Source organism: Nocardioides panacihumi, from assembly GCF_039530925.1.
GTDB classification, from domain to species: domain Bacteria; phylum Actinomycetota; class Actinomycetes; order Propionibacteriales; family Nocardioidaceae; genus Nocardioides; species Nocardioides panacihumi.
On record NZ_BAAAPB010000002.1, the window covers coordinates 176,468 to 199,458 of the forward strand.

At 70.9% G+C, this 22,991-nt stretch carries 21 protein-coding genes and 1 pseudogene; 8 read left to right on the forward strand and 14 right to left on the reverse strand.

What is annotated here, in order from left to right; translation table 11 throughout:
• Nucleotides 1–70: 70 nt before the first annotated feature.
• Entirely contained in the window at nucleotides 71–1,627 is a 1,557-nt protein-coding gene (locus ABD205_RS09985) for an ATP-dependent DNA ligase (RefSeq protein WP_344044655.1), read from the forward strand.
• A 96-nt stretch (nucleotides 1,628–1,723) separates the two neighbouring features.
• On the opposite strand, the gene ABD205_RS09990 is transcribed toward ABD205_RS09985, so the two are convergent.
• The gene (locus ABD205_RS09990; RefSeq protein ID WP_344045902.1) at nucleotides 1,724–2,086 is read right to left on the reverse strand and encodes a hypothetical protein; all 363 of its coding nucleotides are present in this window, start codon (nucleotides 2,084–2,086) and stop codon (nucleotides 1,724–1,726) included.
• A 53-nt stretch (nucleotides 2,087–2,139) separates the two neighbouring features.
• Here ABD205_RS09990 and ABD205_RS09995 point away from each other — a divergent pair, with 53 nt between their 5' ends.
• Nucleotides 2,140–2,436 (forward strand): ATP dependent DNA ligase, encoded by a 297-nt coding sequence (locus ABD205_RS09995; protein ID WP_344045853.1) that lies wholly within the window; start codon nucleotides 2,140–2,142, stop codon nucleotides 2,434–2,436.
• Nucleotides 2,437–2,488: 52 nt separating this feature from the next.
• A complete protein-coding gene (locus ABD205_RS10000; protein WP_344044656.1) occupies nucleotides 2,489–3,169 on the forward strand; it encodes a TetR/AcrR family transcriptional regulator in 681 nt (226 codons plus the stop codon).
• Here the strand turns inward: ABD205_RS10000 and ABD205_RS10005 are convergent, their stop codons facing one another.
• Nucleotides 3,170–4,357 carry a serine/threonine-protein kinase gene (locus ABD205_RS10005; RefSeq protein ID WP_344044657.1) on the reverse strand — a complete coding sequence of 396 codons (1,188 nt, stop codon included), beginning with the start codon at nucleotides 4,355–4,357 and terminating at the stop codon, nucleotides 3,170–3,172.
• Nucleotides 4,358–4,426: 69 nt separating this feature from the next.
• Nucleotides 4,427–5,719 carry an acetyl-CoA C-acetyltransferase gene (locus ABD205_RS10010; protein ID WP_344044658.1) on the reverse strand — a complete coding sequence of 431 codons (1,293 nt, stop codon included), beginning with the start codon at nucleotides 5,717–5,719 and terminating at the stop codon, nucleotides 4,427–4,429.
• 127 nt (nucleotides 5,720–5,846) lie between these two features.
• Between ABD205_RS10010 and ABD205_RS10015 the strand changes: the two genes are divergently transcribed.
• Nucleotides 5,847–7,181 carry a 3-oxoacyl-ACP reductase gene (locus tag ABD205_RS10015; RefSeq protein WP_344044659.1) on the forward strand — a complete coding sequence of 445 codons (1,335 nt, stop codon included), beginning with the start codon at nucleotides 5,847–5,849 and terminating at the stop codon, nucleotides 7,179–7,181.
• A 1-nt stretch (nucleotide 7,182) separates the two neighbouring features.
• Complete coding sequence (locus ABD205_RS10020) at nucleotides 7,183–8,079, forward strand: MaoC/PaaZ C-terminal domain-containing protein (protein ID WP_344044660.1); 897 nt, start codon at nucleotides 7,183–7,185, stop codon at nucleotides 8,077–8,079.
• 105 nt (nucleotides 8,080–8,184) lie between these two features.
• Here ABD205_RS10020 and ABD205_RS10025 read toward each other — a convergent pair whose 3' ends face one another.
• The 3 genes from ABD205_RS10025 to ABD205_RS10035 all read right to left on the reverse strand — a co-directional run bounded on the left by ABD205_RS10025 (nucleotide 8,185) and on the right by ABD205_RS10035 (nucleotide 11,651).
• Nucleotides 8,185–9,072: an acyl-CoA thioesterase gene (locus ABD205_RS10025; RefSeq protein ID WP_344044661.1), complete on the reverse strand. Its 888-nt coding sequence runs from the start codon at nucleotides 9,070–9,072 to the stop codon at nucleotides 8,185–8,187.
• Nucleotides 9,069–10,010 carry a proteasome assembly chaperone family protein gene (locus tag ABD205_RS10030; RefSeq protein ID WP_344044662.1) on the reverse strand — a complete coding sequence of 314 codons (942 nt, stop codon included), beginning with the start codon at nucleotides 10,008–10,010 and terminating at the stop codon, nucleotides 9,069–9,071. The genes ABD205_RS10025 and ABD205_RS10030 overlap by 4 nt, the downstream gene beginning before the upstream one ends.
• Before the next feature lie 147 nt (nucleotides 10,011–10,157).
• Nucleotides 10,158–11,651, reverse strand: coding sequence for an APC family permease (locus ABD205_RS10035; protein WP_344044663.1), 1,494 nt, complete (start codon nucleotides 11,649–11,651; stop codon nucleotides 10,158–10,160).
• A 72-nt stretch (nucleotides 11,652–11,723) separates the two neighbouring features.
• Between ABD205_RS10035 and ABD205_RS10040 the strand changes: the two genes are divergently transcribed.
• Nucleotides 11,724–12,437, forward strand: coding sequence for a L,D-transpeptidase family protein (locus ABD205_RS10040; RefSeq protein ID WP_344044664.1), 714 nt, complete (start codon nucleotides 11,724–11,726; stop codon nucleotides 12,435–12,437).
• 8 nt (nucleotides 12,438–12,445) lie between these two features.
• A complete protein-coding gene (locus ABD205_RS10045; RefSeq protein ID WP_344044665.1) occupies nucleotides 12,446–13,687 on the forward strand; it encodes a cation:proton antiporter in 1,242 nt (413 codons plus the stop codon).
• A 9-nt stretch (nucleotides 13,688–13,696) separates the two neighbouring features.
• On the opposite strand, the gene dxs is transcribed toward ABD205_RS10045, so the two are convergent.
• Entirely contained in the window at nucleotides 13,697–15,580 is a 1,884-nt protein-coding gene (dxs, locus tag ABD205_RS10050) for a 1-deoxy-D-xylulose-5-phosphate synthase (protein WP_344044666.1), read from the reverse strand.
• A gap of 123 nt (nucleotides 15,581–15,703) precedes the next feature.
• Here dxs and ABD205_RS10055 point away from each other — a divergent pair, with 123 nt between their 5' ends.
• A complete protein-coding gene (locus ABD205_RS10055; protein ID WP_344044667.1) occupies nucleotides 15,704–15,907 on the forward strand; it encodes a hypothetical protein in 204 nt (67 codons plus the stop codon).
• A 3-nt stretch (nucleotides 15,908–15,910) separates the two neighbouring features.
• Here ABD205_RS10055 and ABD205_RS10060 read toward each other — a convergent pair whose 3' ends face one another.
• From ABD205_RS10060 to ABD205_RS10090, 7 genes and pseudogenes are all read right to left on the reverse strand, one after another.
• Nucleotides 15,911–16,315, reverse strand: coding sequence for a YjbQ family protein (locus ABD205_RS10060; RefSeq protein WP_344044668.1), 405 nt, complete (start codon nucleotides 16,313–16,315; stop codon nucleotides 15,911–15,913).
• A 106-nt stretch (nucleotides 16,316–16,421) separates the two neighbouring features.
• Nucleotides 16,422–16,868, reverse strand: coding sequence for a Calx-beta domain-containing protein (locus ABD205_RS10065; protein WP_344044669.1), 447 nt, complete (start codon nucleotides 16,866–16,868; stop codon nucleotides 16,422–16,424).
• A gap of 76 nt (nucleotides 16,869–16,944) precedes the next feature.
• Nucleotides 16,945–17,298: pseudogene (locus ABD205_RS10070) on the reverse strand (thioredoxin-like domain-containing protein); the annotation flags it as partial.
• Nucleotides 17,299–17,580: 282 nt separating this feature from the next.
• Nucleotides 17,581–17,880: a thiamine-binding protein gene (locus tag ABD205_RS10075; RefSeq protein WP_344044670.1), complete on the reverse strand. Its 300-nt coding sequence runs from the start codon at nucleotides 17,878–17,880 to the stop codon at nucleotides 17,581–17,583.
• Between the two features lie 28 nt (nucleotides 17,881–17,908).
• The gene (locus ABD205_RS10080) at nucleotides 17,909–18,988 is read right to left on the reverse strand and encodes a glycoside hydrolase family 6 protein (protein WP_344044671.1); all 1,080 of its coding nucleotides are present in this window, start codon (nucleotides 18,986–18,988) and stop codon (nucleotides 17,909–17,911) included.
• Nucleotides 18,989–19,131: 143 nt separating this feature from the next.
• A complete protein-coding gene (locus ABD205_RS10085) occupies nucleotides 19,132–21,969 on the reverse strand; it encodes an aconitate hydratase (RefSeq protein ID WP_344044672.1) in 2,838 nt (945 codons plus the stop codon).
• Nucleotides 21,970–22,114: 145 nt separating this feature from the next.
• A complete protein-coding gene (locus ABD205_RS10090) occupies nucleotides 22,115–22,990 on the reverse strand; it encodes an LLM class flavin-dependent oxidoreductase (RefSeq protein WP_344044673.1) in 876 nt (291 codons plus the stop codon).
• Nucleotide 22,991: the final 1 nt, after the last annotated feature.

Genomic DNA, 22,991 nt, shown 5'->3' on the forward strand with positions numbered 1-22,991 from the left:
CGGTACGTGACGGCGCCGACGGCCACCGAACCATCGCGGCACCGTCGGTGGCCGGTGGGATGCTCGTCGGGTGCTGCTCGCTGACCTGGTCGCCACCTCCGCCGCCGTCGCCGCCACGCGGTCTCGCAAGTCGAAGACCGCCGCCCTCGCCGAACGGCTCGCGGTCGCCACGCCCGACGAGCTGGAGGTCGTCACGTCCTACCTGGCCGGCTCGCTGCTGCAGCGGCGTACCGGCCTGGGCTGGCGCTCACTCGCCACGCTTCCGGAGCCGGCGGATGCGCCGACCCTGACCGTGGCCGAGGTGGATGCGGCGTTCGACCGGATGGCCGCACTGTCCGGCCCGGGCTCCGCCGCCGCGCGCACCGCGGCGGCCGAGCAGCTCTTCGGCCGCGCCACCGCCGACGAGCAGGCCTGGCTGCGCGGGATCGTCACGGGCGAGGTCAGGCAGGGCGCTCTCGACTCGCTCGTGCAGGAGGCGCTCGCGGCGGCGGCCGGCGTGCCTCTCACGGCCGTACGCCGCGCGGCGATGCTCGCGGGCTCGACCGTCGCCGTCGCCGCACGCGCCTTCGCCGGGGAGGACGCGCTGGACGAGGTCGGTCTCGAGGTCGGCCGACCGGTGCTGCCGATGCTCGCCTCGAGCGCACCGACCGTGGCCGAGGCGGTCGCGAAGGTGGGCGGTCCGGTGGCCGTCGACACCAAGCTCGACGGCATCCGCATCCAGGTCCACCGCGCCGGCGACGACGTGGTCGTCGCGACCCGCACGCTCGACGACATCACCCACCGGCTGCCCGAGGTGGTCGACCTGGTGCGCTCCCTCCCGGCCGACCGGCTCGTGCTCGACGGCGAGGCGATCTCGATCGGTGACGACGGCCGCCCCCGCCCGTTCCAGGAGACCGCGTCGCGCACGGCCACCCGCGACGGCTCGGGGGTGCGCGTGTCGGCGTACTTCTTCGACCTGCTGCACCGCGACGGCCGCGACCTGCACGACGAGCCACTGTCCGAGCGCCTCGCCGAGCTGGACGATCTGGTGCCGGAGGCGAGCCGGGTCGCCAGGGTCATGACGGAGGACCCGGCGACCGCCGAGGACTTCGCGGCGGACGTGCTGAGGGCGGGCCACGAAGGAGTCGTGGTGAAGAGCCTGGCCGCTCCGTGGGAGGCCGGCCGTCGTGGTGCCGGCTGGATCAAGGTCAAGCCCGTGCACACGCTCGACCTCGTCGTGCTCGCCGTCGAATGGGGCTCCGGCCGCCGCCGCGGATGGCTCTCCAACATCCACGTCGGCGCCCGCGACCCCGGGACCGGCGGCTTCGTCATGCTGGGCAAGACGATGCAGAGTCCCCAAATGACTGAAGGCTGGGTGCCGGTCGGCAAGACGTTCAAAGGGATGACGGACGAGATGCTGGCCTGGCAGACCGAGCGGTTCCAGGAGCTGAAGATCGATGACAATGGGTGGGTCGTCACCGTCCGCCCCGAGCAGGTGGTCGAGATCGCCTTCGACGGCGTGCAGCGGTCCAGCCGGTACGCGGGCGGGGTAGCTCTGCGCTTCGCCCGGGTCGTCCGCTATCGCGAGGACAAGAGCCCGGCTGAGGCCGACACCATCCAGACGCTCCAGGCGATGCTCGGCCCCTGACCCCCGCCTGTCGCCAAGTAAGTGGTGGCAAGTGCCGGATCCGAAGCGGGCTGACCTGCCACTTGCCACCACTTAGTCCCAACGACGTCCCTGGACCTAGAAGTCGGTCGCTGTGATCCCGAGTTCGGCCCACATACGGTCGCGTTCTGCCTCTGGCAGGAACTCGACGTCGTACTCGCCATCACGGCCCACATCCGGCGCTCCGAGCCAAACGAACTTGCCGGCGTGCATCTCGCGGACGTAGGTCCATGGCGGATAGTCCTCGACCGAGCGCTCGCGGCGACCATCGGACCACACCACCACGAGCCACACCCAGGGCTGCTTCCGCAGCGGGTTGGCGAGCGACCGAAAGTGACCGAGACTCGTCGCGACGTGTCCCATCACCTGACCATCGCGGCGGAGAACGAGACAGCCTCGGTCGAACCGCGCGATATCCAGCGCGGTGTCCCCATCGGTCACGTCGTCTCCTCCGCCATCTTCGTCCGCTCAGACCTCGCCGGCGATCATGCCGCATCGCGCATGTCGACACTTCGTCACCACTCGGCAAGACGTTCAAGGGCATGACCGACGAGATGCTGCGCTGGCAGACGGAGCGGTTCACCGAGCTGGCCACGGACGGCACGGACGGATGGGTGGTGAACGTCCGCCCGGTGCAGGTCGTGGAGATCGCCTTCGACGGCCTGCAGCGCTCGACGCGCTACCCCGGCGGAGTCGCTCTGCGGTTCGCCCGGGTCGTCCGCTACCGCGACGACAAGACGGCGGAGCAGGCCGACGCGATCGAGACGGTCCGGGCGATGCTCGCTCCCTGACGTTCTGTCACACCTGTGCAACTCCGAGTTGCACAGGCCGTACTCTGACGCTATGACGAGTCGCCCCACGTCGATCGACGGACGCCGCTCGACCGCGGCCGCGCGCCGCAAGGCGCGCGAGAGCGAGATCATCGCGGCCACGCGGCAGCTCTTCGACGAGCGCGGCGTCCGCGACGCCCAGATCGAGGACATCGCCCGTGCTGTGGGGATCAACCGGGCGATCGTCTACCGGCACTTCACGGGCAAGGAGGAGATCTTCGCGCTCACGCTGGTCGAATACCTCGACGAGCTGCGGGCGCTGCTGGCCGAAGCGCAGGAGAGCGCCGCGACGGCCCACGACCGGCTCGCCGCCGCCGTCGGCGCCTTCGTGGAGTACGGCGTCGCCCACCCCGCCTTCACCGACTGCGCGCTGACGCTGATGCGCCGCAACTGGTCGGAGCTGCTCGACGAGATCTCCGAGAGCGCCCTGCTCCGACTCGGCCGGGCGATCACGGGGTGCCTGTCGATCATGGTGGCGATCCTCGAGGACGGCAATGCGACCGGCGACTTCCACGTCGCCGACCCGACCTTGCTGGCCAACACGCTCTACGCGAGCGGGCTCGGCACGCTCCAGCTCGCCCGGGTCGGCATCCTCGTGACGGAGGCTGCGCCCGGCGTCCCGCGGGTCGGCGAGGTCTCCGTCGAGCAGGTGCGCGACCACCTGGTGACCGCGGCACTGGCGGTCACACGCTGATCAGTGCTTGCGCGGCTTCCCGTGCTTCCCGTGCTTGCCGTGCCGGGCCGCGGCGTGCGGCTTCGCCTTCACGGGGCGGTGATGCGTCGCGTGAGGTCTCGGCGCGACTCGCCTCGCAGCAGCCCGCGTCGGCGCCGCCTGCGTCGGCCTCGCTGCGTGGGCGGACACGGACGCCGACGTCGAGCTCGACGAGCTGAGGCCCACCTGGGGAACGGCATCCGCCTGCGCGGCCGCCGTCGGGCGCCCCGCGCCCTGGCTCGCGATCATCCACACGACGAATGCCATGGCGGCCGCCGCGGTCGCCACGCCCAGCCACCGCCGACGGACGGCTCGGCGCGGGGCCGGGAGTGCCGCGAACGCGACCGTCGAGCCGACAGCGGCACGGGCAAGCACGGCTGTGGTGGCGGCATCCGCAGGGCGCCGGCGCGGGTCACGTGCGGTGAGGCGGCGCACGAGATCGCGGACCGGGTCGGGGACCGTCCGGGGCAGGGTGGGCACGTCCTCGTTCAGGTGTGCCATCACGGTCGCGACCTGTGTGTCGCGCCGGAGGGGACGGATGCCCGTCAGGCACTCGTAGGCGACCAGACCGAGCGCGTAGAGGTCGGAGAGCGGGGTCGCGCCAGCGCCACCGGCCTGCTCCGGACTGATGTAGTCGACGGTGCCGACGATCGTCCCGGTCAACGTCACCGGCTCGGCGTCGTGACCGCGGGCGATGCCGAAGTCGATGAGCGTCACGGCGCCGTCGGACCGGACCAGGATGTTGCTCGGCTTCACGTCGCGATGGACGATGCCGGCGCCGTGGGCGACCGCGAGCGCGTCGGCGAGCTGCGCCACGATCTCCATGACGCGGTCCGGCGACATCGGGCCCTGCTCCTCGAGCACTCGGCGCAACGGCATGCCGTCGACGTACTCCATGACGAGGAAGGGCGCGGCCTCGCCGCCGGTCTCGTCCTCGCCGAAGTCGTGGACGCGTGCGATGCCCGGATGCGCGAGGAGCGCCGCGAGCCGGGCCTCGATCCGGAGTCGTGCGCGGGCGTCGTCATCTGCTCCCGGCCGCATCCGCTTCACGGCGACGTCGCGGTCGAGCACTCGGTCGTACGCGCGGAACACCGCCCCCGACCCGCCGGCCCCGATCTGCTCACGCAACTCGTAGCGGCCGGCGACCAGCGCCCCCTCGACGTCTCTCACAGGGGCGCCGGTACCCCTCGGAGGCAGGCGACGAACGCCACCGGCGACCCCGGCCGGAACCCCGGTCCCTCAGCGCTCGAGGATCGCGACCACGCCCTGGCCGCCGGCCGCGCAGACCGAGATCAGCGCACGCCCCTCGCCCCTCTGCGCGAGCAGCTTCGCGGCGTTGGCGACGATCCGGCCACCGGTCGCGGCGAACGGGTGCCCCGCGGCCAGCGACGAGCCCTTCACGTTGAGCTTGGCCCGGTCGATCGACCCCAGCGGCGCGTCGAGTGCGAGGCGCTCCTTGCAGAACACCGGGTCCTCCCACGCCTTCAGCGTCGAGAGCACCTGCGAGGCGAACGCCTCGTGGATCTCGTAGAAGTCGAAGTCCTGCAGCGTCAGGCCGTGGCGGGCGAGCATCCGCGGGACGGCGTACGCCGGGGCCATGAGCAGGCCCTCGCGACCATGGACGAAGTCGACCGCGGCGACCTCGGAGTCGACGAAGTACGCCAGCGGCTCGACCCCGTGCTCCCTGGCCCAGTCCTCGGAGGAGAGCAGCACCGCGGACGCGCCGTCGGTGAGCGGCGTCGAGTTCCCGGCCGTCATCGTCGCGGCCGCGCCCTTGCCGAACACGGGCTTGAGCTTCGCGAGCTTCTCGACCGATGAGTCGGCCCGCAGGTTGTTGTCGCGCTCCAGCCCGCGGTACGGCGTCACGAGATCGTCCTGCCACCCGTCGTCGTACGACGCCGCGAGGTGCTGGTGCGACGCGACGGCCAGCTCGTCCTGAGCCTCACGGGTGATCTGCCACTCGAGCGCTGTCAGCGCCTGGTGCTCGCCCATCGAGAGGCCGGTGCGCGGCTCGCCGTTGGACGGGATTGCGAGCCCGATGTCACCGGGACGGATCGAGGCGAGGACGGCGAGACGGTCCTTCATGGTCCGGGCGTTGTTGAGCTTGATGAGCTTCTTGCGCAGCCTCTCCGAGATCGCGATCGGCGCGTCGGAGGTGGTGTCGACCCCACCGCCGACACCCGCCTCGATCTGGCCGAGCGCGATCTTGCCGGCGATGTAGTTGATCGCCTGCAGCCCCGTCCCACACGCCTGCTGCAGGTCGACGGCCGGGGTCTCGGGGGCGAGCCTGCTGCCCAGCACCGACTCGCGGACGAGGTTGAAGTCGTGGCTGTGCTTGAGCACCGCACCCCCGGCCACCTCGCCGAGCCGCTCGCCCTCGAGGCCGAAGCGGGCCACGAGGCCGTCGAGCACGGCCGTGAACATGTCCTGGTTCGACGCGGTCGCGTAGGCGCCGTTGGAGCGCGCGAACGGAATCCGGTTGCCGCCGAGCACGGCGACGCGACGGGTGGACCCACCGTTGGGAGCTGTCATGCGCTCATCCTTGCCTCGCGTGCGGGCGGAGTGAAGGGTATGAGAGGGAGACCACGAAATGTGGACACTGAGTTACACCTCTAGTTACATCTTGTGCACAGGCAGACGCCACTGACGAAGGACGGACATGAGCGACAAGTACCTCAGCTTCACGCAGAGCCAGATCGGCAGACTGCTCGTGAAGAACCTCGGGCTTCCGGACCCGGTCGAGCTCGAGCGGTACGCCGCCGGCGACCCACTCGTCAACGGCGCCGTCCTCCTCGGCGGCAGCGGACGGCTGGTCGAGTCGCTGCCGGGCCTGCTCGGTCCGCTCGGCATCGCGACCGACGACGCCCGGGCCGACGGCGTCCGCTACAAGGGCCTCGTCTTCGACGCCTCCGGCCTCACCTCGCCCGGCCAGCTCGAGGCGTTGCGAGACTTCTTCACCCCCGTGCTGCGCTCGCTCGAGCGCTGCCCGAGGGTCGTGGTGATCGGCACGCCGCCCGAGCAGGTCGCGGGCGAGGAGCGGATCACCCAGCGTGCGCTCGAGGGATTCACGCGCAGCCTCGGCAAGGAGATCGGCCGAGGCGGCACCGTGCAGCTCGTCTACGTCGCCGAGGGAGCCGAGGCCGCTGCCACCTCGACGCTGGCGTTCCTGCTCTCCCCCAAGTCCGCCTACGTCTCCGGCCAGGTGGTCCGCATCGGCGCCCACGGCGCGAAGACGGCCGAGCCGGTCAGCGACTGGACGCGGCCCCTGACCGGCAAGGTCGCCCTCGTGACCGGCGCCAGCCGCGGCATCGGCGAACAGATAGCGCGCGTGCTCCACCGCGACGGTGCGACGGTCGTCGGCGTCGACGTGCCCCAGGCCGCGGACGGCCTGGTCAAGCTCATGAACGAGCTCGGGGGTGACTGGTTGACCCTCGACATCACCGCCCCCGACGCGCCCCAGCGGATCGCGCAGCACCTGAAGGACAGGCACGGAGGCGTCGACATCGTCGTTCACAACGCGGGCATCACCCGCGACAAGAAGCTCGCGAACATGGACGCGGACCGGTGGACGTCGGTCATCGACGTGAACGTGGTCGCGCCCGGGCGGATCACCGCCGAGCTGCTCGCGCAGAAGGTCGTGAACCCGAACGGCCGGATCGTCGGCGTGGCCTCCATCGCGGGCATCGCCGGCAACGTCGGCCAGACCAACTACGCCGCCTCGAAGGCCGGCGTGATCGGCCTCGTCGACTCGCTCGCCGACGAGCTCACCGACGGCATCACGGTCAACGCGGTCGCGCCCGGCTTCATCATCACGCAGATGACCGCGGCCGTGCCGTTCGCGACCCGCGAGGTCGGTCAGCGTCTCAATGCGATGGCGCAGGGCGGCCTGCCGGTCGACGTGGCCGAGACGATCGCCTGGTACGCCAACCCCGGCTCGACGGCCGTCAACGGCAACGTCGTGCGGGTCTGCGGCCAGATGATGCTGGGCGCCTGACGTGACGGGCACCGAGGACACGCGGGTCGTCAGCGGCGAGGGCGGGATCGGCACGCTGCTGCGGGCCGCGCTGCCGTCCCTGCCCGGGATCGGGTCGCTGCCCGGCGTACGCAAGAGCGGTAGGCGGTTCGACGGCCTGAGCGTCACCCGGCCGCCGGTCACGGTGGAGCGCGACCACGTGGAGGCGTACGCCGGCGTCTGCGGCTTCCCGGCCAAGGACACCGTGCCGCCGACGTACCCGCACCTGCTCGCCTTCCCGCTGCACATGGCCCTGATGACGGACCCGACGTTCCCGGCGCCCGCCATCGGCACGGTCCACCTGGAGAACTCCCTGACCCAGCACCGTCCCGTCCGGGTCGGCGAGACGCTCGACGTCGCGGCGTCGGTGGCGCCGCCGAAGCCGCACCCGAAGGGGCAGGTGTTCGAGTTCGTGACGACCGTCCGTGCAGCCGAGCCGGACGGAGCGGGTGAGATCGTGTGGGACTCGACGTCGACGTACCTGCGGCGCGGTGCCGGCGACGCCGGCGCGAGCTGGGGCACGGAGTTCCCCGACGTCTCCCCCGGCGCCACGGTGTGGCGGCTGCCGGCCGACCTGGGCCGGCGGTACGCCGCCGTGTCGGGCGACTACAACCCGATCCACCTGTTCGGGCTGACCGCGAAGGCACTCGGCTTCGACCGCCAGATCGCTCACGGCATGTGGACCCTGGCCCGGTCGGTCGCTGAGCTCGAGAACCGGCTGCCGGACGCCGTCCGCATCGAGGCGGCCTTCCGCAAGCCGGTCTTCCTGCCGGGCAAGGTCGCGTTCGGGTCGCAACCGCTCGACGACGGCTTCGCGTTCACGATGACCAAGCCCGAGTCGCACACGGTGCACCTGGTGGGGCGCACGACGTCGCTCTGATCCACCCGGCATGAGGACGCCGAGTCGGCGCATCCTCGCAGCCGAGTCTGCGAGGATGCGCCGACTCGGCGTCTCAGGGGTGCGAGGTTGCGCCGACTCGGCGTCTCAGCGCGGTGGACGGATGATGCCCTCCTGGGCGGCCGTCGCGACGAGCAGTCCGTCCTGGGTGAAGACCCGCCCGATCGACAGGCCACGACCACCCTGGGCGGACGGCGAGACCTGGTCGTAGAGCCACCACTCGTCGGCCCGGAACGGCCGGTGGAACCAGATGGCGTGGTCGAGGGAGGCCATCTGGATGCCGCCGAAGTCCGACGTGTGGGCCGCGAGCGAGGCGCCGAGCAGCGAGATGTCGCTCGCCCACGTGAAGGCGCCGAGGTGGATCTGCGGGTCGTCGGGCAGCCGACCGTTGATCTTGAGCCAGACGCGCTGCCGCGACGGGTGCGCGGGGTCCTCCTCCATGCCGCCTTGGAGCGAGTGGCCGACGGCGCGACCCTCGACGACCGCCCATTCCTGGGCCAGTCGCTGACCCTCGAGATCGGTGCGCCGGCGCATGCCCTTGAGGACGTCGACGCCCTGCTCCGGCGGCAGCACGTCGGGCATCACGTCCTGGTGCTCGAAGCCCTCCTCGTGCCGGTGGAAGTTGGCCGTCATGTAGTAGATCGACCGGCCGTGCTGCCGCGCCACGATCCGGCGGGTCAGGAACGAGCGTCCGTCACGGATCCGCTCGACGTCGTACACGATCGACTCGGAGGGGTCGCCCGGCAGCAGGAAGTAGGAGTGCATCGAGTGCACGAAGAACTCCTCGGGCACCGACCGCATGCCGGCCATCAGCGCCTGTGCGGCCACCTGCCCGCCGAACGACCGACCGCGGCCGTTGTCCTGGGAGTGCCCGCGGAAGAGGTCGTCGTCGATCGCCTCGAGGTCGAGGACGTCGACCAGCGCCTTCACCGCCTCCTCGCTCCCGGGCTGGATCAGGTTCACGGGATCACTCACGGAGTCGGCCTCTCGGGGTCGTCGCCGTCGTCGTCGAGGCCGGCCAGGAACCGCTCGAACTCACGTCCGAGCTCCTCACCGGTCGGGAGCGGCTGGTTCGGGGCGAGCAGGTTGGAGCCGGCGTCCTCGGCACGCTGGAAGGCGTCGTACTGGCGCTCGAGCGCGTGGACCACCTCGGCCACCTCCGCGTTCTCCTCGAGGTAGCCGGCGATCTCGGCATCACGGGTCGCCGCCTCCTGGCGGAGCGTCGTGAGGTCGATGGTGAGCCGGCCGGCAAGCTCGACCTGCTCCAGCAGCGCCACCGAGGCGTGCGGGTAGTCCAGCTGAGCGAGGTAGTGCGGGATGTGGGCGACGAACCCGACGGCGTCGCGACCCCAGTCGCCGAGCCGCAGCTCGACGAGCACCTGGGCGCTCGACGGGACCCGCAGCTCGCCGTTCCACGGGCTCTCGACGGTGACGAGGTCCGGGTTGTTGGCGTGGTGCGTCAGCGTCATCGGACGCGTGTGCGGCACCGCCATGGGCACCGAGCCGAGGCTGATGACCGTGTCGACCTCGAAGCGCTCGACGACGTCACGCACCGCCCGGGCGAACGCCTCCCAGCGGTTGTCGGGCTCCGGCCCGTGCAGGAGCAGGTACGGCGTCCCGCCGGTGTCGCGCAGCAGCCGTACGACCAGCCGCGGCGCCTCGTAGTCCTCGTAGTGGTCGCGTGCGAAGGTGACAGGCGGCCGCCGAGCCCGGTAGTCGTGGAACGCGTCGACGTCGAACGTCGCCACCACCGGCGCGGACACGGACGCCTCGACCATGTGCTGCGCGGCACGCACCGAGGCGTTGCCGGCGTCGAGGAACCCGTCGAGCACCTGCACCATGACGAGCGGGCCCTCGTGGTCGTCGAGCGCCGGCACGCTGTCGACGATGTGCACGAGCTTCGACTTCGCCACCCGGTCCTCCCTCGTCCTGTCGATCCGTGTCGCCCCTCGGTCGGGCCTCTGCCCGTCGTCGCGGCTCCTGAAGATGTTCCACATGGCGAAGCAGCAGCGCCGCGCGGGTCCACGATATTCCCCGCGCGGCGCTGCTCCGGACAGGCGTCAGGTGTTGGTCGTCGCGACCCGTCCGCGACCGACCCGGCTGCGGCGGTAGCCGTAGCTGAAGTAGATCACGAAGCCGATGATCATCCAGACGACGAACCGCAGCCAGGTCTCGAGGCTGAGGTTGATCGCGAGGTAGACGCAGATCAGGGCGGCCAGGATCGGCAGCCACGGGTTGAACGGCACCCGGAAGGGGCGCTCCAGCTCAGGCCGCGTGCGACGCAGCACCGGCACGGCGATCGAGACGAGCGCGAAGGCCGTCAGCGTCCCGATGTTGACCATCTCCTCGAGCTTCTCGATCGGGGTGAAGGCGGCGACGACGGCGACCAGGGCGCCGACCGTCAGCGTGATCCGGACCGGTGTGCCGGAGCGGGGACTGGTCCGACCGAAGTTGTGAGGCAGCAGGGAGTCGCGGCTCATCGCGAACAGCACCCGGATGGCGCCGATGATGAGGGTCATCACGACCGTCGTGAGACCGGCGACCGCACCCGCGGCGATCAGAGTGGCGAAGCCGTCACGCCCGACGTCGCGGAACGCGCTCGCCAGCGCGGCCTGGGTGTCGATCTTGTCGTAGCGCACCATGCCGGTGATGACGAGCGCGACGGCGACGTACAGCACCGTGCAGATGGCGAGCGAGCCGAGGATGCCGCGCGGCAGGTCACGCTGCGGGTTGCGGGCCTCCTCGGCGGTGGTGGCGACCACGTCGAAGCCGATGTAGGCGAAGAACACGACCGAGGCGGCCGAGATGATCCCGAGCACGCCGTACGTCTGCGGCGCCAGCCCGAACGCCCACTGGATGAGGGGCTGCGCGAGGCCGCTGGAGTCGACGGCGCCGGACCGCGGCGGCACGAACGGGTGGTAGTTCGAGCCGGTGATGTAGAAGAGCCCGGCGATGATGACGAACAGGACGATGAAGAGCTTGATCCCGACCAGCACGAGGTTGACGCGCAGCGACTCCTTGATGCCGACGGCGACGAGCGCGGTCAGCGCCACCACCAGCAGCAGGGCCGGCACGTTGACGTGGCCCCACGAGAAGTGCGCCGCGTCCACCGGGCCGATCGATTCGGGCCAGCCGAGCCCGATCTCGTCGAGCAGCGTGACGAAGTAGGTGCTCCAGCCCTGTGCCACCACCGAGGCGCCGAGCATCAGCTCCAGCACCAGGTCCCAGCCGATGATCCAGGCCACCAGCTCGCCCAGCGTGGCGTAGGAGAACGTGTACGCCGACCCGGAGACCGGGACCGTGGAGGCGAACTCGGCGTAGCAGAGGGCCGCCAGGCCGCAGCAGATGCCGGCCAGCACGAAGGAGAACACCACCCCGGGGCCGGCGAAGTCGGCCGCCGCCTTGCCGGTGAGGGTGAAGATGCCGGCTCCGATGATCACGCCGATGCCGAACACGGTCAGGTCGATCGCGCTCAGCTTGCGTCTCAGCTGGAACTCGGGATCTTCCGTGTCCGCAAGGGACTGCTCGATCGACTTCGTCCGAAGAACGTCCATGGCCCATCAGTTTCACACGGATCGGGTCGTCAAACGCCTCAACATCGGTGACGGCAGTGCAGGATGGCGCCCATGAGGTGCCTCGCGACCCTGCTGAAGACCGGTTTGACCACCGGACTGACCGCCCTGCTGACGACCGGGCTCGCCCTGCCGGCAGACGCCAGCGGCACGTCCTGGATCCGTGAGGCGCAGCGTGACCTCAACGCGCTCCACTGCGACGCCGGGCCGGTGGACGGCCAGGTCGGAGCACACACCCGCTCGGCCGTCGTACGGCTGCAGTCACGGCACGGCCTGCCCACGAACGGCCGTCTGGACCGCCCGACGCGGCGGCTGCTGCGCTCGGGCGACGCGGACCGCTGCGACCAGCGGCCCGTGCCGCGGCACTCGGGATCGGGCCGGCGCGTCGTCATCAGCCAGGCCCAGAACTGGCTGTGGCTGGTGGCCTCCGGCGGCCAGGTCGTCGCTCAGGCGGGCATCGTGGACAACCCGGCCGTGCTGCACAAGGGCACCTGGCACACCGGGTCCTACTGCGGTCGACCGGCCCGGGTGCGGCTGAACCGGAGCGGGTCCTTGTGGCTCGACGACTTCGTGCGGTTCGCTCCGTGCGGCATCGGCTTCCACCGGATCCCGCGGCGCATGTCCACCGGGGCGCAGATCCACCCCGACTGGTACCTCGGCACCAACCTCGCCGGCGACTCCCACGGCTGCATCCGACTCTCCCAGCGCATGGCGGACCGGGTCTGGGACTTCACCGCGGGTCGTACGACGACCGTCAAGGTGCTCTGAGCTCTGCGGTGACTGCTGAGGAGATCGCCCTGCAGGCAGCCACCACCTTGATGCTCTGCCTGCTGGTGGGCGTGCTCTCCGTCGTCATCTCCGACCTGGTCGGTCGCTTCCTGCCGGTCCCGGCGGTCGTGCTGGAGATCCTGGGAGGCATCCTGCTGGGCCCGGCCGTCCTCGGGTTCGCCCACGACGACGTCGTGGTCTCGGCGTTCTCCGAGCTGGGGCTGGCGCTGCTGATGTTCCTGGCCGGCTACGAGATCCAGCTCCCCCGGGTGGCCGGTCCCCCGCTGCGCTCGGCTCTGTGGGGCTGGGCCGGCTCACTCCTGGTCGGCCTCGGCGCGGGCATCGTCATCGTGAAGACCTTCCGCCCCGAGGACGACCTCACCGCGGGCCTCCTGGTGGGCCTGCTCTTCACCACGACGGCGCTCGGCACGATCCTGCCGATCCTGCGGGACACCGGCGACGCCGACACCCCGTTCGGGTCGTTCATCCTCTCCGCCGGCGCGATCGGCGAGTTCGGGCCGATCGTCGCGATCGCCCTGCTGCTCTCCGGCGACTCGGTCTGGCACACCGTCGTCGTGCTGATCGCCTTCCTCGTCGTCGCCGCGATCGTCTTCGGTCTGGCCCAGCACCGACATCCAGACCGCCTGACGCACCTGTTGCGGCGCACGCTCTCGTCCAGCGGTCAGCTGGGTGTCCGCACGGCGATGCTGCTGGTCCTGTTCATGGTCTGGGTGGCTGCCGAGCTCGGGCTCGACGTGCTGCTCGGAGCGTTCACGGCAGGACTGGTCGCCCGCTACTTCCTCTCGGGAACCGACGACGAGACCCACGAGGCCACCGTGGCTCGGATCGAGGGGGTCGGCTTCGGTCTGCTGATCCCGATCTTCTTCGTCGTCAGCGGCATCCGCTTCGACCTCGACGCGCTGCTCTCCGACGCGGGCGCCATGCTGCTGGTCCCGCTCGCACTGGTCCTCTTCCTGCTCATCCGCGGTGGGCCGACGCACCTCTCGCTGCGCGGCAGCCTGTTCGGTCGGGACCGGGTCGGCGCCGCGGTCTACGCCTCCACCGCGTTGCCGCTCATCGTGGTGATCACCGGGCTCGGGGTCGACGACGGCACCCTGCACCCTGCGACGGCCGCTGCGCTCGTCGGAGCCGGGATGCTCTCGGTCCTCATCTTCCCGCTGGCCGCGACACGGATCCGTGGCGGGCGGGTCGACGCGGGCGGCTTCCCGGACGAGTCGGACGCTCTGTAGTCCGGACGCCTAACGCTCGGCCGGGACCCGCGGGAGCTCGGCGAGCTCCTCGATGACGCCGAGGGCGATCGCCTGCGGCGTCAGCCCGATCCGCTCGAGGATCTTGGCGCGCTTGGCGTGGTCCAGGAACTGCTGCGGGATGCCGTGGATCCGGACGGGAGTGGTCACGCCGGCTGCACTGAGCTGCTGGAGGAAGACCGCGCCGACACCGCCGATCACGCCGTTGTCCTCGATGGTGACGACGAGTCGGTGCTCGGCGGCGAGCGCGACCAGCGCCTCGTCGAGCGGCTTGACCCAGCGCGGGTCGACGACCGTCACCCCGAGGCCCTGGGCGATGAGGCGCTCGGCGACTCCGATGCCGATCTCGGCCGTTGCGCCCGCGGCGACGACGAGCACGTCCTTCGGCCCGCTCCGCACGAGCACGTCGGCCGACCCGACCGTGCCGACGGCCGCGATGTCGTCGGGCGGCGGCCCCTTCGGGAAGCGCACCACGGTCGGCGCGTCCGCGACGGAGACCGCTTCGTCCAGCAGCTCGCGCAGCCGTGCCCCGTCCCTCGGCGCGGCGATGCGCAGCCCCGGGACGACCTGGAGCACCGACATGTCCCACATGCCGTTGTGCGACGCGCCGTCGTCGCCGGTCACGCCCGACCGGTCGAGCACGAACGTGACGCCGAGCCGGTGCAGGGCGCAGTCCATGACGATCTGGTCGAAGGCGCGGTTGAGGAACGTCGCGTAGATCGCCACCACAGGGTGCAGGCCGCCGAGGGCCAGACCTGCCGCCGACGTCGCGGCATGCTGCTCGGCGATGCCGACGTCGAAGGTGCGCTCGGGGAACCGGGCCTGGAAGTGGTGGAGCCCGACGGGGTGCATCATCGCCGCGGTGATCGCGACGACATCGGTGCGCCGCTCGCCGATGTGGACGATCTCGTCGGCGAAGACGTCGGTCCAGATCCGGGCCTTGGGGTGCTCGTCCCCGGTGTGGACGTCGAACGGTCCCGGGCTGTGGAACTGGTCGGCCTCGTGACGCTCGGCAGCGTCGTACCCGAACCCCTTGCGCGTGATCGCGTGCACGATGACCGGACCGCCGAAGCCCTTGGCGTTGGTCAGCGCCTGCTCCATGGCCGCGCGGTCGTGGCCGTCGACCGGGCCGACGTACTTGAGCCCGAGGTCCTCGAAGAGACCCTGAGGCGCGAGCGCGTCCTTGAGGCCCTTCTTGACCGCGTGGAGCACCTCGTAGGTCGCACCGCCGCCCGGCAGGGCGGGCAACCGGCGCTTGATGAGCTCGAGGACGCGCTCGTAGCGCGGGTTGGTCCGCAGGCTGGTGAGCGCGGTGGCGAGGCCGCCGATCGTGGGCGTGTAGGAGCGGCCGTTGTCGTTGACGACGATGACCAGCTTCGAGTCCTTGGCGATGGCGATGTTGTTGAGCGCCTCCCAGGCCATGCCGCCGGTGAGCGCGCCGTCGCCGATGACAGCGACGACATGTCGGTCCTCGCCGCGGATGACGTAGGCCTTGGCCAGGCCGTCGGCGTAGCTGAGCGAGGTCGAGGCGTGGGAGTTCTCGACGATGTCGTGGGGCGACTCCGCCTGGCTCGGGTAGCCCGAGAGGCCGCCCTCCTGGCGCAGTCGCGCGAAGTCACGGGCCCGGCCGGTCAGCATCTTGTGGACGTAGGCCTGGTGGCCCGTGTCGAAGACGATCCGGTCGCGCGGCGAGTCGAAGACCCGGTGGATCGCCATGGTCAGCTCGACGACGCCCAGGTTGGGGCCCAGGTGGCCGCCGGCCACTGCGGTCGAGGTCACGAGGAGGTCGCGGATCTCGGCGGCGAGCGCGGTGAGCTCGCTGTCGCTCAGACCGTCGAGGTCCCGGGGTGACGCGACCTGATCGAGAAGAGCCATAGGCGCGAGATTACCCGTCGCCGGGCCGGAACGACGCCCCGGCGGGCTCGTGCGGTGATCACCGTCACCGCCTCCATGCCGAGCGGCCCGCCGCAGCCCAGCACGGTGCGGCAGACTGGCGCCATGGCGAAGACCCTCACCCCCCAGCAGAAGCGCGTCGTCGGCGCCGCTGTTGCCGTCCAGCTGGTCATCGCGCTGCTCACGCTGCGCGACCTCTCCCGGCGGCCTGCGGAGAAGGTGCGCGGCCCGAAGTGGATCTGGCGCATCCTGGGCACGGCGAACACGGCCGGCTCGGCGACGTACTGGGTCGTCGGTCGACGACGCTGAGAGTCAACCCGCGAGGAAGCTGAACCGCACCTCGCGGAGCCCGTTGTCGACGTTGAGGTCGACCAGGCAGACCGACTGCCAGGTGCCGAGCGCGAGCCTGCCGCCGAGCACCGGGACGGTCGCGTACGGCGGCACCAGCGCCGGCATCACGTGCGAGCGGCCGTGCCCGCGGCTGCCGTGGCGGTGCCGCCACCTGTCGTCGCTCGGCAGCAGGTCGCCGAGCGCCGCGAGGAGGTCGTCGTCACTGCCGGCGCCGGTCTCGATGATCGCGATGCCGGCCGTCGCGTGCGGCACGAAGACGTGCAGCAGGCCGTCGCCGCGGCCTGCCACGAAGTCGGCGGCGTCACCGGTGATGTCGAGGACGACCTCACGGGCGCCGGTGCGGAACGAGCGCGTCTCGGAGTCCATGCGGCCCCATGGTAGGAGCCGGGGATCGGGCCCGTCCTCAGCAGTCGTACGGCCTGCAGGCGCTACCTGTGGGGAGGCAGCGCCTGCAGGCTTCGGGGGGTCCGGCTCAGGAAGCCGGGGCAGCGACGTCGTTGTCGGTGATCGTGACGCGGACGCGCGGGTTCTTGACCTTGACGGTCTTGCCGTTGAACTTCACGAAGAAGAACTCCGTGCCCTCGACCTCGGTGTCGTCGATGATCGGGACGACGAGGTCGGCGGTCTTGGTGCCGGGCTGCAGCACGAGGCGGCCCTTGACGGCCGTGAAGTCCTTGCCGCGGGTGGCCGACTTCGGCGCGGCCTGGGTCGCCCAGTTGAGCTTGAGCTTCTTCTTGGCCTTCTTGTTCAGGGTGACGGTGATGGTCGCCTGACCGGCACCCTCGTCGACGGTCACGGACGCGATCGACACCTTCGGCTTCTTCGGAGCAGCGCTCGCGGGGCCGGCGGTCGCGAAGGCGGAAAGAGCGAGAGCGGAGGCGCTGGCGATGGCCACGGTGGCCTTGGTGAGTGCGTTCATGCCCCGTACATGTCACGGCGTGCCCGCCCTGTTACGCGAGTGACCGAGAAAGCCCGAAGTGGTCTGGACCGGTCGCTCAGACCTGGGTGCCCTCGGGCCCGTGGCCGCCCTGCGGGTCCCGGCTGCCGCCCGCGCAGGACGCCGCCGGCTCCGGTGCCGTCTCGCCGTGGCCGAAGTCGGCGATGAACCGCGCCAACCGCTCGTCGTCGGCCCGGCCAAGCCGGAGCTGTCGCCCCCACACGGTGACGACGACAGGGGCTGGCAGTCCCGGGTACGGCGCCATGATCCCGTTCTGCGGGAGCTGCTTCTCCAGCGTCCGGACCGCGGAGGTGGAGATGGCGGGGTCGTAGGCGATCCAGACGGCACCGTGCTCGAGGTCGTGCACGGCGTTCTCGTTGCGCACCGGCACGTCGTAGACGCCGCACTCGAGCCAGACGGGTCGTGCGGCCCGCCGGCCGGGGGCGTCATCGGATAGGTGACGTCGCCCTCGGTGTGGGTGACGCGGAGGCCGGCGTACGTGATGACGGCGCCGAGCCCGGCGTCCGTGCGCTGTCCGCGGCGGCCCGGCCCGTCCTTCGTGAGCATCGGCATGGCAGCGGCACCGGCGACCAGCATCACGGCGACCGTCGCGGCGAGGACGACGGCGTAGCGCCGCCGGTTCGGCGGGGGCGGCGTGGGTCCGAGCGAGACGACTGACGGGGCGCCGACGGGATCACTCACCCAGCGCCTGCTCGACCCTCTGGACCTTGGCGGTCAGCTCCCCGGTGAAGCCCGGGCGGATGTCGGCCTTGAGGACGAGGCTGACCCGCGGAGTGTGCTCGGACACGACCTCGACCGCCCTCTTGACGACTGCCATGACCTCGTCCCACTCCCCCTCGACGTTCGTGAACATCGCATTGGTCTCGTTGGGCAGTCCGGAGTCGCGCACGACCTTGACTGCTGCGGCGACCGCTTCCGCGACGCCGCCGCTCTCGTCGGAGGTGGCCGGGGCGATCGAGAAGGCGACGAGCATGGCCCGAGCCTAGATCAGGGCGTGCCGGTCACCGGAAGGGCGTCGTGCGGGCGGCCTGGAGCAGGCGCTTCGGGGCGAAGGTCCCCCCGCCGTTCGCGCGCCACGGCCGACCCATCCACACGAAGGCGTCGACGACCGCGGCGAGGCGGGCATCCTGCCGCCGGGTGAGGTGGAGCGCCCTGCGGTGGCCGGTGACGTGGGTGGTCGGCGGGATTCCGAGCGTGATGCAGCGCCTCTCCCGCTTGGTGCGGCAGATCCCGACGGCGTGGAACCTCGGACGCGGGTACTTCCGGGCCGACTGCTGGTAGGTGAACGGCCGGCCGTTGTCGGCGGTGTCGAGCACCGCGTGCTTGCCGGGGTAGCCGGACCGAGCGAGTCGGGAGACGATCCGGGTGGCGTAGTCGACGTCGGCACCGACGCTCGTGTGGTGGGTGCCCCCGACGGCGAAGCCGCGTGTGTAGCGCACACCGGCGTCGACGAGGAGGCGTGTCGCGGTCGGGGCCTTCAGCCAGTCGGGCGCCCCCACCTCCAGGTAGACGGTGGTCCGCGGCAGGGTCGAGAGCCGCTGCGCGGCGTACCGCACGAGCGAGAGCCGGACCCCGCGGTCGACCGTGTGGCCGCTGGGCGCGTCGAGGGCGAGATCCGGCTCGAGGATCACCATCGCGCGGGTGTTGCCGATCGTGCGCGCGGCAGTGTCGATCCAGGTCCGGTACGCCGACTGCTCCTGCTGCGTCATCGGGATGTGGCGCCCCGCCTCGCGGTGCGGCCACTGGTGGAACAGCGCGAACTGCACGAGGGCGTTCGGGTCGCCGTGCTGCGTGTTGCGGATGTACTCGCCCAGGTGGTCGACGAGCTTGCCGAGGTCCGGATTGGCGAACCAGGCCGCGTGCGGGCGCAGTGCGACCTTCGCGAAGAGCCGCTTCTGACGGCCACGGGCATGGCGGTACGCCGGGTAGGTCCGGTCCCACGTGCCCGTGTAGAGGCCCCACCGGCCGGCCAGTGGATTCGTCGACGCCGCTCGAGCGGGCACAGCCGGCGCGAGTGCGAACGCGAGCAGTGCGGCCACGGATGCGACGAGGAGTCGGTGGATGACGGTGCGTCCGGTCATCTGGGGTCAGTATCCGCCGTACCGGCACCCACACCCCCTGTTTCACAACCTGGAACGGGCAGGCGGAAGGTGAGGTCTTCGCCGAAAGACGTCATACGCCCCGGCTGCCGGAGCAGCCAGGGCGTATGACGTCAGCCGAGGGATCAGCCGTTGAGCAGGTTCCGCAGGACGTACTGCAGGATGCCGCCGTTGCGGTAGTAGTTCGCCTCGCCGGGGGTGTCGATGCGGACGACGGCGTCGAACTCGACGCTCTTCTCGCCGCTGGCGGCCCGCACCTTCACGGTCTTCGGCGTGCGGCCCTCGTTGAGCTCGGTGATGCCCGAGATCGAGAACGTCTCCTCGCCCGTCAGGCCGAGCGACTCCGCGCTCTGACCCTCGGGGAACTGCAGCGGGATGACGCCCATGCCGATGAGGTTCGAGCGGTGGATCCGCTCGTACGACTCCGCGATGACCGCCTTGACGCCGAGGAGCGCGGTGCCCTTCGCGGCCCAGTCACGGGACGAGCCGGAGCCGTACTCCTTGCCCGCCAGGACGACCAGCGGGGTGCCGGCCGCCTGGTAGCTCTGGGACGCCTCGTAGACGCTCGTCACCGGGCCGTCGGTCTGGGTGAAGTCGCGGGTGACGCCACCCTCGGTGCCGGGCGCGATCTGGTTGCGCAGGCGGATGTTGGCGAACGTGCCCCGGATCATGACCTCGTGGTTGCCGCGGCGCGAGCCGTAGGAGTTGAAGTCACGCTGCTCGACGCCGTGCTCGGTGAGGTACGTGCCCGCGGGCGAGTCCTTCTTGATGTTGCCCGCCGGGCTGATGTGGTCGGTGGTGACCGAGTCGCCCAGCTTGAGCAGGACGCGGGCAGCCTCGATGTCGGTGACCGGCGACGGCGACTTGTCCATGCCGTCGAAGTACGGCGCCTTGCGGACGTAGGTCGAGTTCTCGTCCCACGTGAAGGTGTCCCCCGTGGGCGTCGGCAGGTTCTGCCAGCGCTCGTCGCCGGCGAACACGTCGGCGTAGCCCTTGGTGAACATGTCGGAGGCGATGGCCTGCCGGATGACGTCCTCGACCTCGGTCGGGGCCGGCCAGATGTCCTTGAGGAAGACGTCGTTGCCCTCGGAGTCGGTGCCCAGCGCGTCGTTGAACAGGTCGATGTCCATCGTGCCGGCCAGCGCGTAGGCGATGACGAGCGGCGGGGACGCCAGGTAGTTCATCTTGATGTCGGGGTTGATCCGCCCCTCGAAGTTGCGGTTGCCCGAGAGGACGGAGACGACCGCGAGGTCGTTCTCCTGCACCGCGGCCGAGACCTCGGGGATGAGCGGCCCGGAGTTGCCGATGCAGGTGACGCAGCCGTAGCCGACCAGGTTGAAGCCGAGCTTCTCCAGGTAGGGCGTCAGGCCGGACTTGTCGTAGTAGTCGCTGACCACCTGCGAGCCGGGCGCGAGGGTCGTCTTGACCCAGGGCTTGCGGGTCAGGCCCTTCTCGACGGCCTTCTTCGCGAGCAGCGCGGCGCCGAGCATCACCGACGGGTTCGAGGTGTTGGTGCACGAGGTGATCGAGGCGATCGTCACGGCGCCGTGGTCGAGCGTGAACGTCGTGCCGTCCTCGAGGGTGACCTCGATCGGGTCGCTGACCCGGCCGCCGTCCTTCGGAGCGGCGGAGAGGTGGTCGCTCGGCGCGGCCGAGCCGTTGGACTGCGCCGGGTCGTGGGAGGGCACGTCGGAGCCGGGGAACGACTCCTCGACCGCCTCGTCGTAGCCGGTGTTGTCCTGGATCGGTCCGGCGTAGTCGACCAGCGAGCCCCGGAAGGCCGTCTTCGCGTCGGTCAGCGCGACCCGGTCCTGCGGGCGCTTCGGGCCGGCGATCGACGGGACGATCGTCGACAGGTCGAGCTCGAGCTGCTCGGAGAAGCGCGGCTCGGCGGCCGGGTCGTGCCACAGGCCCTGCTCCTTGGCGTACGCCTCGACGAGCTTGAGCTGCTCGTCGCTGCGGCCGGTGAGCCGGAGGTAGTTGATGGTCTCCTCGTCGATCGGGAAGATCGCGATGGTGGAGCCGAACTCGGGGCTCATGTTGCCGATGGTGGCGCGGTTGGCCAGTGGGAGCGCGGTCACGCCGGCGCCGTAGAACTCGACGAACTTGCCGACGACGCCGTGCTTGCGCAGCATCTCGGTGATCGTGAGCACCAGGTCGGTCGCGGTGGAGCCCTCGGGCAGGTCGCCGTGGAGCTTGAAGCCGACCACGCGCGGGATGAGCATCGAGACGGGCTGGCCGAGCAGCGCGGCCTCGGCCTCGATGCCGCCGACGCCGAAGCCGAGCACGCCGAGGCCGTTGACCATCGTGGTGTGCGAGTCGGTGCCGACGCAGGTGTCGGGGTAGGCCTGGAGCTTGCCGTCGACCTGGCGCGTGAAGACCGTGCGGGCGAGGTGCTCGATGTTGACCTGGTGGACGATGCCGGTGCCCGGCGGGACGACCTTGAAGTCGTCGAAGGCGGTCTGGCCCCAGCGCAGGAACTGGTAGCGCTCCTTGTTGCGGTCGTACTCGATCTCGACGTTGCGGACGAACGCCTCGGGCGTGCCGAAGGCCTCGGCGATGACGGAGTGGTCGATGACCATCTCGGCCGGGGCGAGCGGGTTGATCTTCGACGCGTCGCCGCCGAGCTCGGCCGCCGCCTCGCGGAGCGTCGCCAGGTCGACGATGCAGGGGACGCCGGTGAAGTCCTGCATGATCACGCGCGCCGGCGTGAACTGGATCTCCTTGTCGGGCTCCGCGGTCTCGTCCCAGCCGGCGAGCGCCTTGATGTCGTCGGCCGTGATGTCGGCGCCGTCCTCGGTGCGGAGCAGGTTCTCCAGCAGGACCTTGAGGCTGTAGGGAAGGCTGGCGACGTCGAGCCCGTCGCCGGTCACGGCGTCGAGCCGGAAGATCTCGTAGGACGTGCCGTCCACGTCCAGGGTGCTCTTCGCACCGAAGCTGTCCTTGCTGGCCAACGCCTTCATCTCCTCTGTCGTGGGTCCTGCACGAGCAACGTCGACCCCATCCTGCCGCGCGCGGAAGTGGGGCCGAAAGTAAGGCTTGCCTTGCCGATGCGTCGCTGTTGTCTCGACGTCAAGATACACGATGTCGAGGGGAAACGCTGAACGGTCAGCCGCGCCGGTCGGCGAGGACCTCCGCATGCACGTCCAGCGTCGAGTGGAAGTGGTCCCCCGGCTCGGCGAACGGTCCGTAGACGACCAGCTCTCCGAAGCCGAGCTCCTCGGCCCGCCCCATCGCATCGCGGTAGGCCTCCACGGACGCCGTCGGACGGACCGTCCCGAAACCCAGCAGCAACGAGCGCCGCAGCGTCGCGGGATCGCGACCCTCGGCGACGCAGGCGTCCTCGAGCCGCGCCGACTGGTCGCGTACGGCGCCCCAGAACCCCTCCGGGTCGAGCACCGTCGATCCAGGGCCACCGTAGGTGTTCCAACCGTCGGCGTGCCGTGCCGCCAGGGCGAGCGCCCGCGGCCCGTGGGCGGCCAGCAGCAGGAACGGCCGGTCCACCCCGGGCGGGAGGGGCGCGGTCTCCACACCGGAGAAGGACATCCGTCTGCCGTTCCACTCCGCGGCCCCGCCCCAGACCGCCTCCAAACCCTCGACGACGTCGGCGAGACGGGCTGAGAGCTGCCCTCCCGTGACGTCCTCGTCGCGGTCGGCGAGGGCACAGCCCGGTGCGCCGGCGCCGAGCCCCAGCACGAGTCGTCCGCCGGAGACGTCCTGCACGGTCGCCGCCAGCCGCGCCAGCGCGACCGGCGAGTGCAGCGCCCCCGACGCGACCAGCGGGCCGAGCTCGATCCGGTCGGTCACGCCGGCCGCGGCCGCGAGGGTCGTGAACCCGTCGGCGAGCCACCCGCCGGCGGCACTCGGGTGGGTCAGGTGGTCGTAGACGTAGGCGGCGTCGTAGCCGAGCTCCTCCATCAGCGTGAAGTCCGCGGCCAGCTGACGCCACGGCCGGGTCTGCAGGACGACGACCCCGAGCCTCATC

Bases quoted from the DNA above. Each gene is read 5' to 3' on its own strand.
- ABD205_RS10000 (WP_344044656.1), top strand. From the start codon at position 2,489: ATGACGAGTCGCCCCACGTCGATCGACGGACGCCGCTCGACCGCGGCC.
- ABD205_RS10010 (WP_344044658.1), bottom strand. From the start codon at position 5,719: ATGACAGCTCCCAACGGTGGGTCCACCCGTCGCGTCGCCGTGCTCGGC.
- ABD205_RS10015 (WP_344044659.1), top strand. From the start codon at position 5,847: ATGAGCGACAAGTACCTCAGCTTCACGCAGAGCCAGATCGGCAGACTG.
- ABD205_RS10035 (WP_344044663.1), bottom strand. From the start codon at position 11,651: ATGGACGTTCTTCGGACGAAGTCGATCGAGCAGTCCCTTGCGGACACG.
- ABD205_RS10040 (WP_344044664.1), top strand. From the start codon at position 11,724: ATGAGGTGCCTCGCGACCCTGCTGAAGACCGGTTTGACCACCGGACTG.
- dxs (WP_344044666.1), bottom strand. From the start codon at position 15,580: ATGGCTCTTCTCGATCAGGTCGCGTCACCCCGGGACCTCGACGGTCTG.
- ABD205_RS10055 (WP_344044667.1), top strand. From the start codon at position 15,704: ATGGCGAAGACCCTCACCCCCCAGCAGAAGCGCGTCGTCGGCGCCGCT.
- ABD205_RS10060 (WP_344044668.1), bottom strand. From the start codon at position 16,315: ATGGACTCCGAGACGCGCTCGTTCCGCACCGGCGCCCGTGAGGTCGTC.
- ABD205_RS10065 (WP_344044669.1), bottom strand. From the start codon at position 16,868: ATGAACGCACTCACCAAGGCCACCGTGGCCATCGCCAGCGCCTCCGCT.
- ABD205_RS10075 (WP_344044670.1), bottom strand. From the start codon at position 17,880: ATGCTCGTCGCCTTCTCGATCGCCCCGGCCACCTCCGACGAGAGCGGC.
- ABD205_RS10080 (WP_344044671.1), bottom strand. From the start codon at position 18,988: ATGACCGGACGCACCGTCATCCACCGACTCCTCGTCGCATCCGTGGCC.
- ABD205_RS10085 (WP_344044672.1), bottom strand. From the start codon at position 21,969: ATGAAGGCGTTGGCCAGCAAGGACAGCTTCGGTGCGAAGAGCACCCTG.
- ABD205_RS10090 (WP_344044673.1), bottom strand. From the start codon at position 22,990: ATGAGGCTCGGGGTCGTCGTCCTGCAGACCCGGCCGTGGCGTCAGCTG.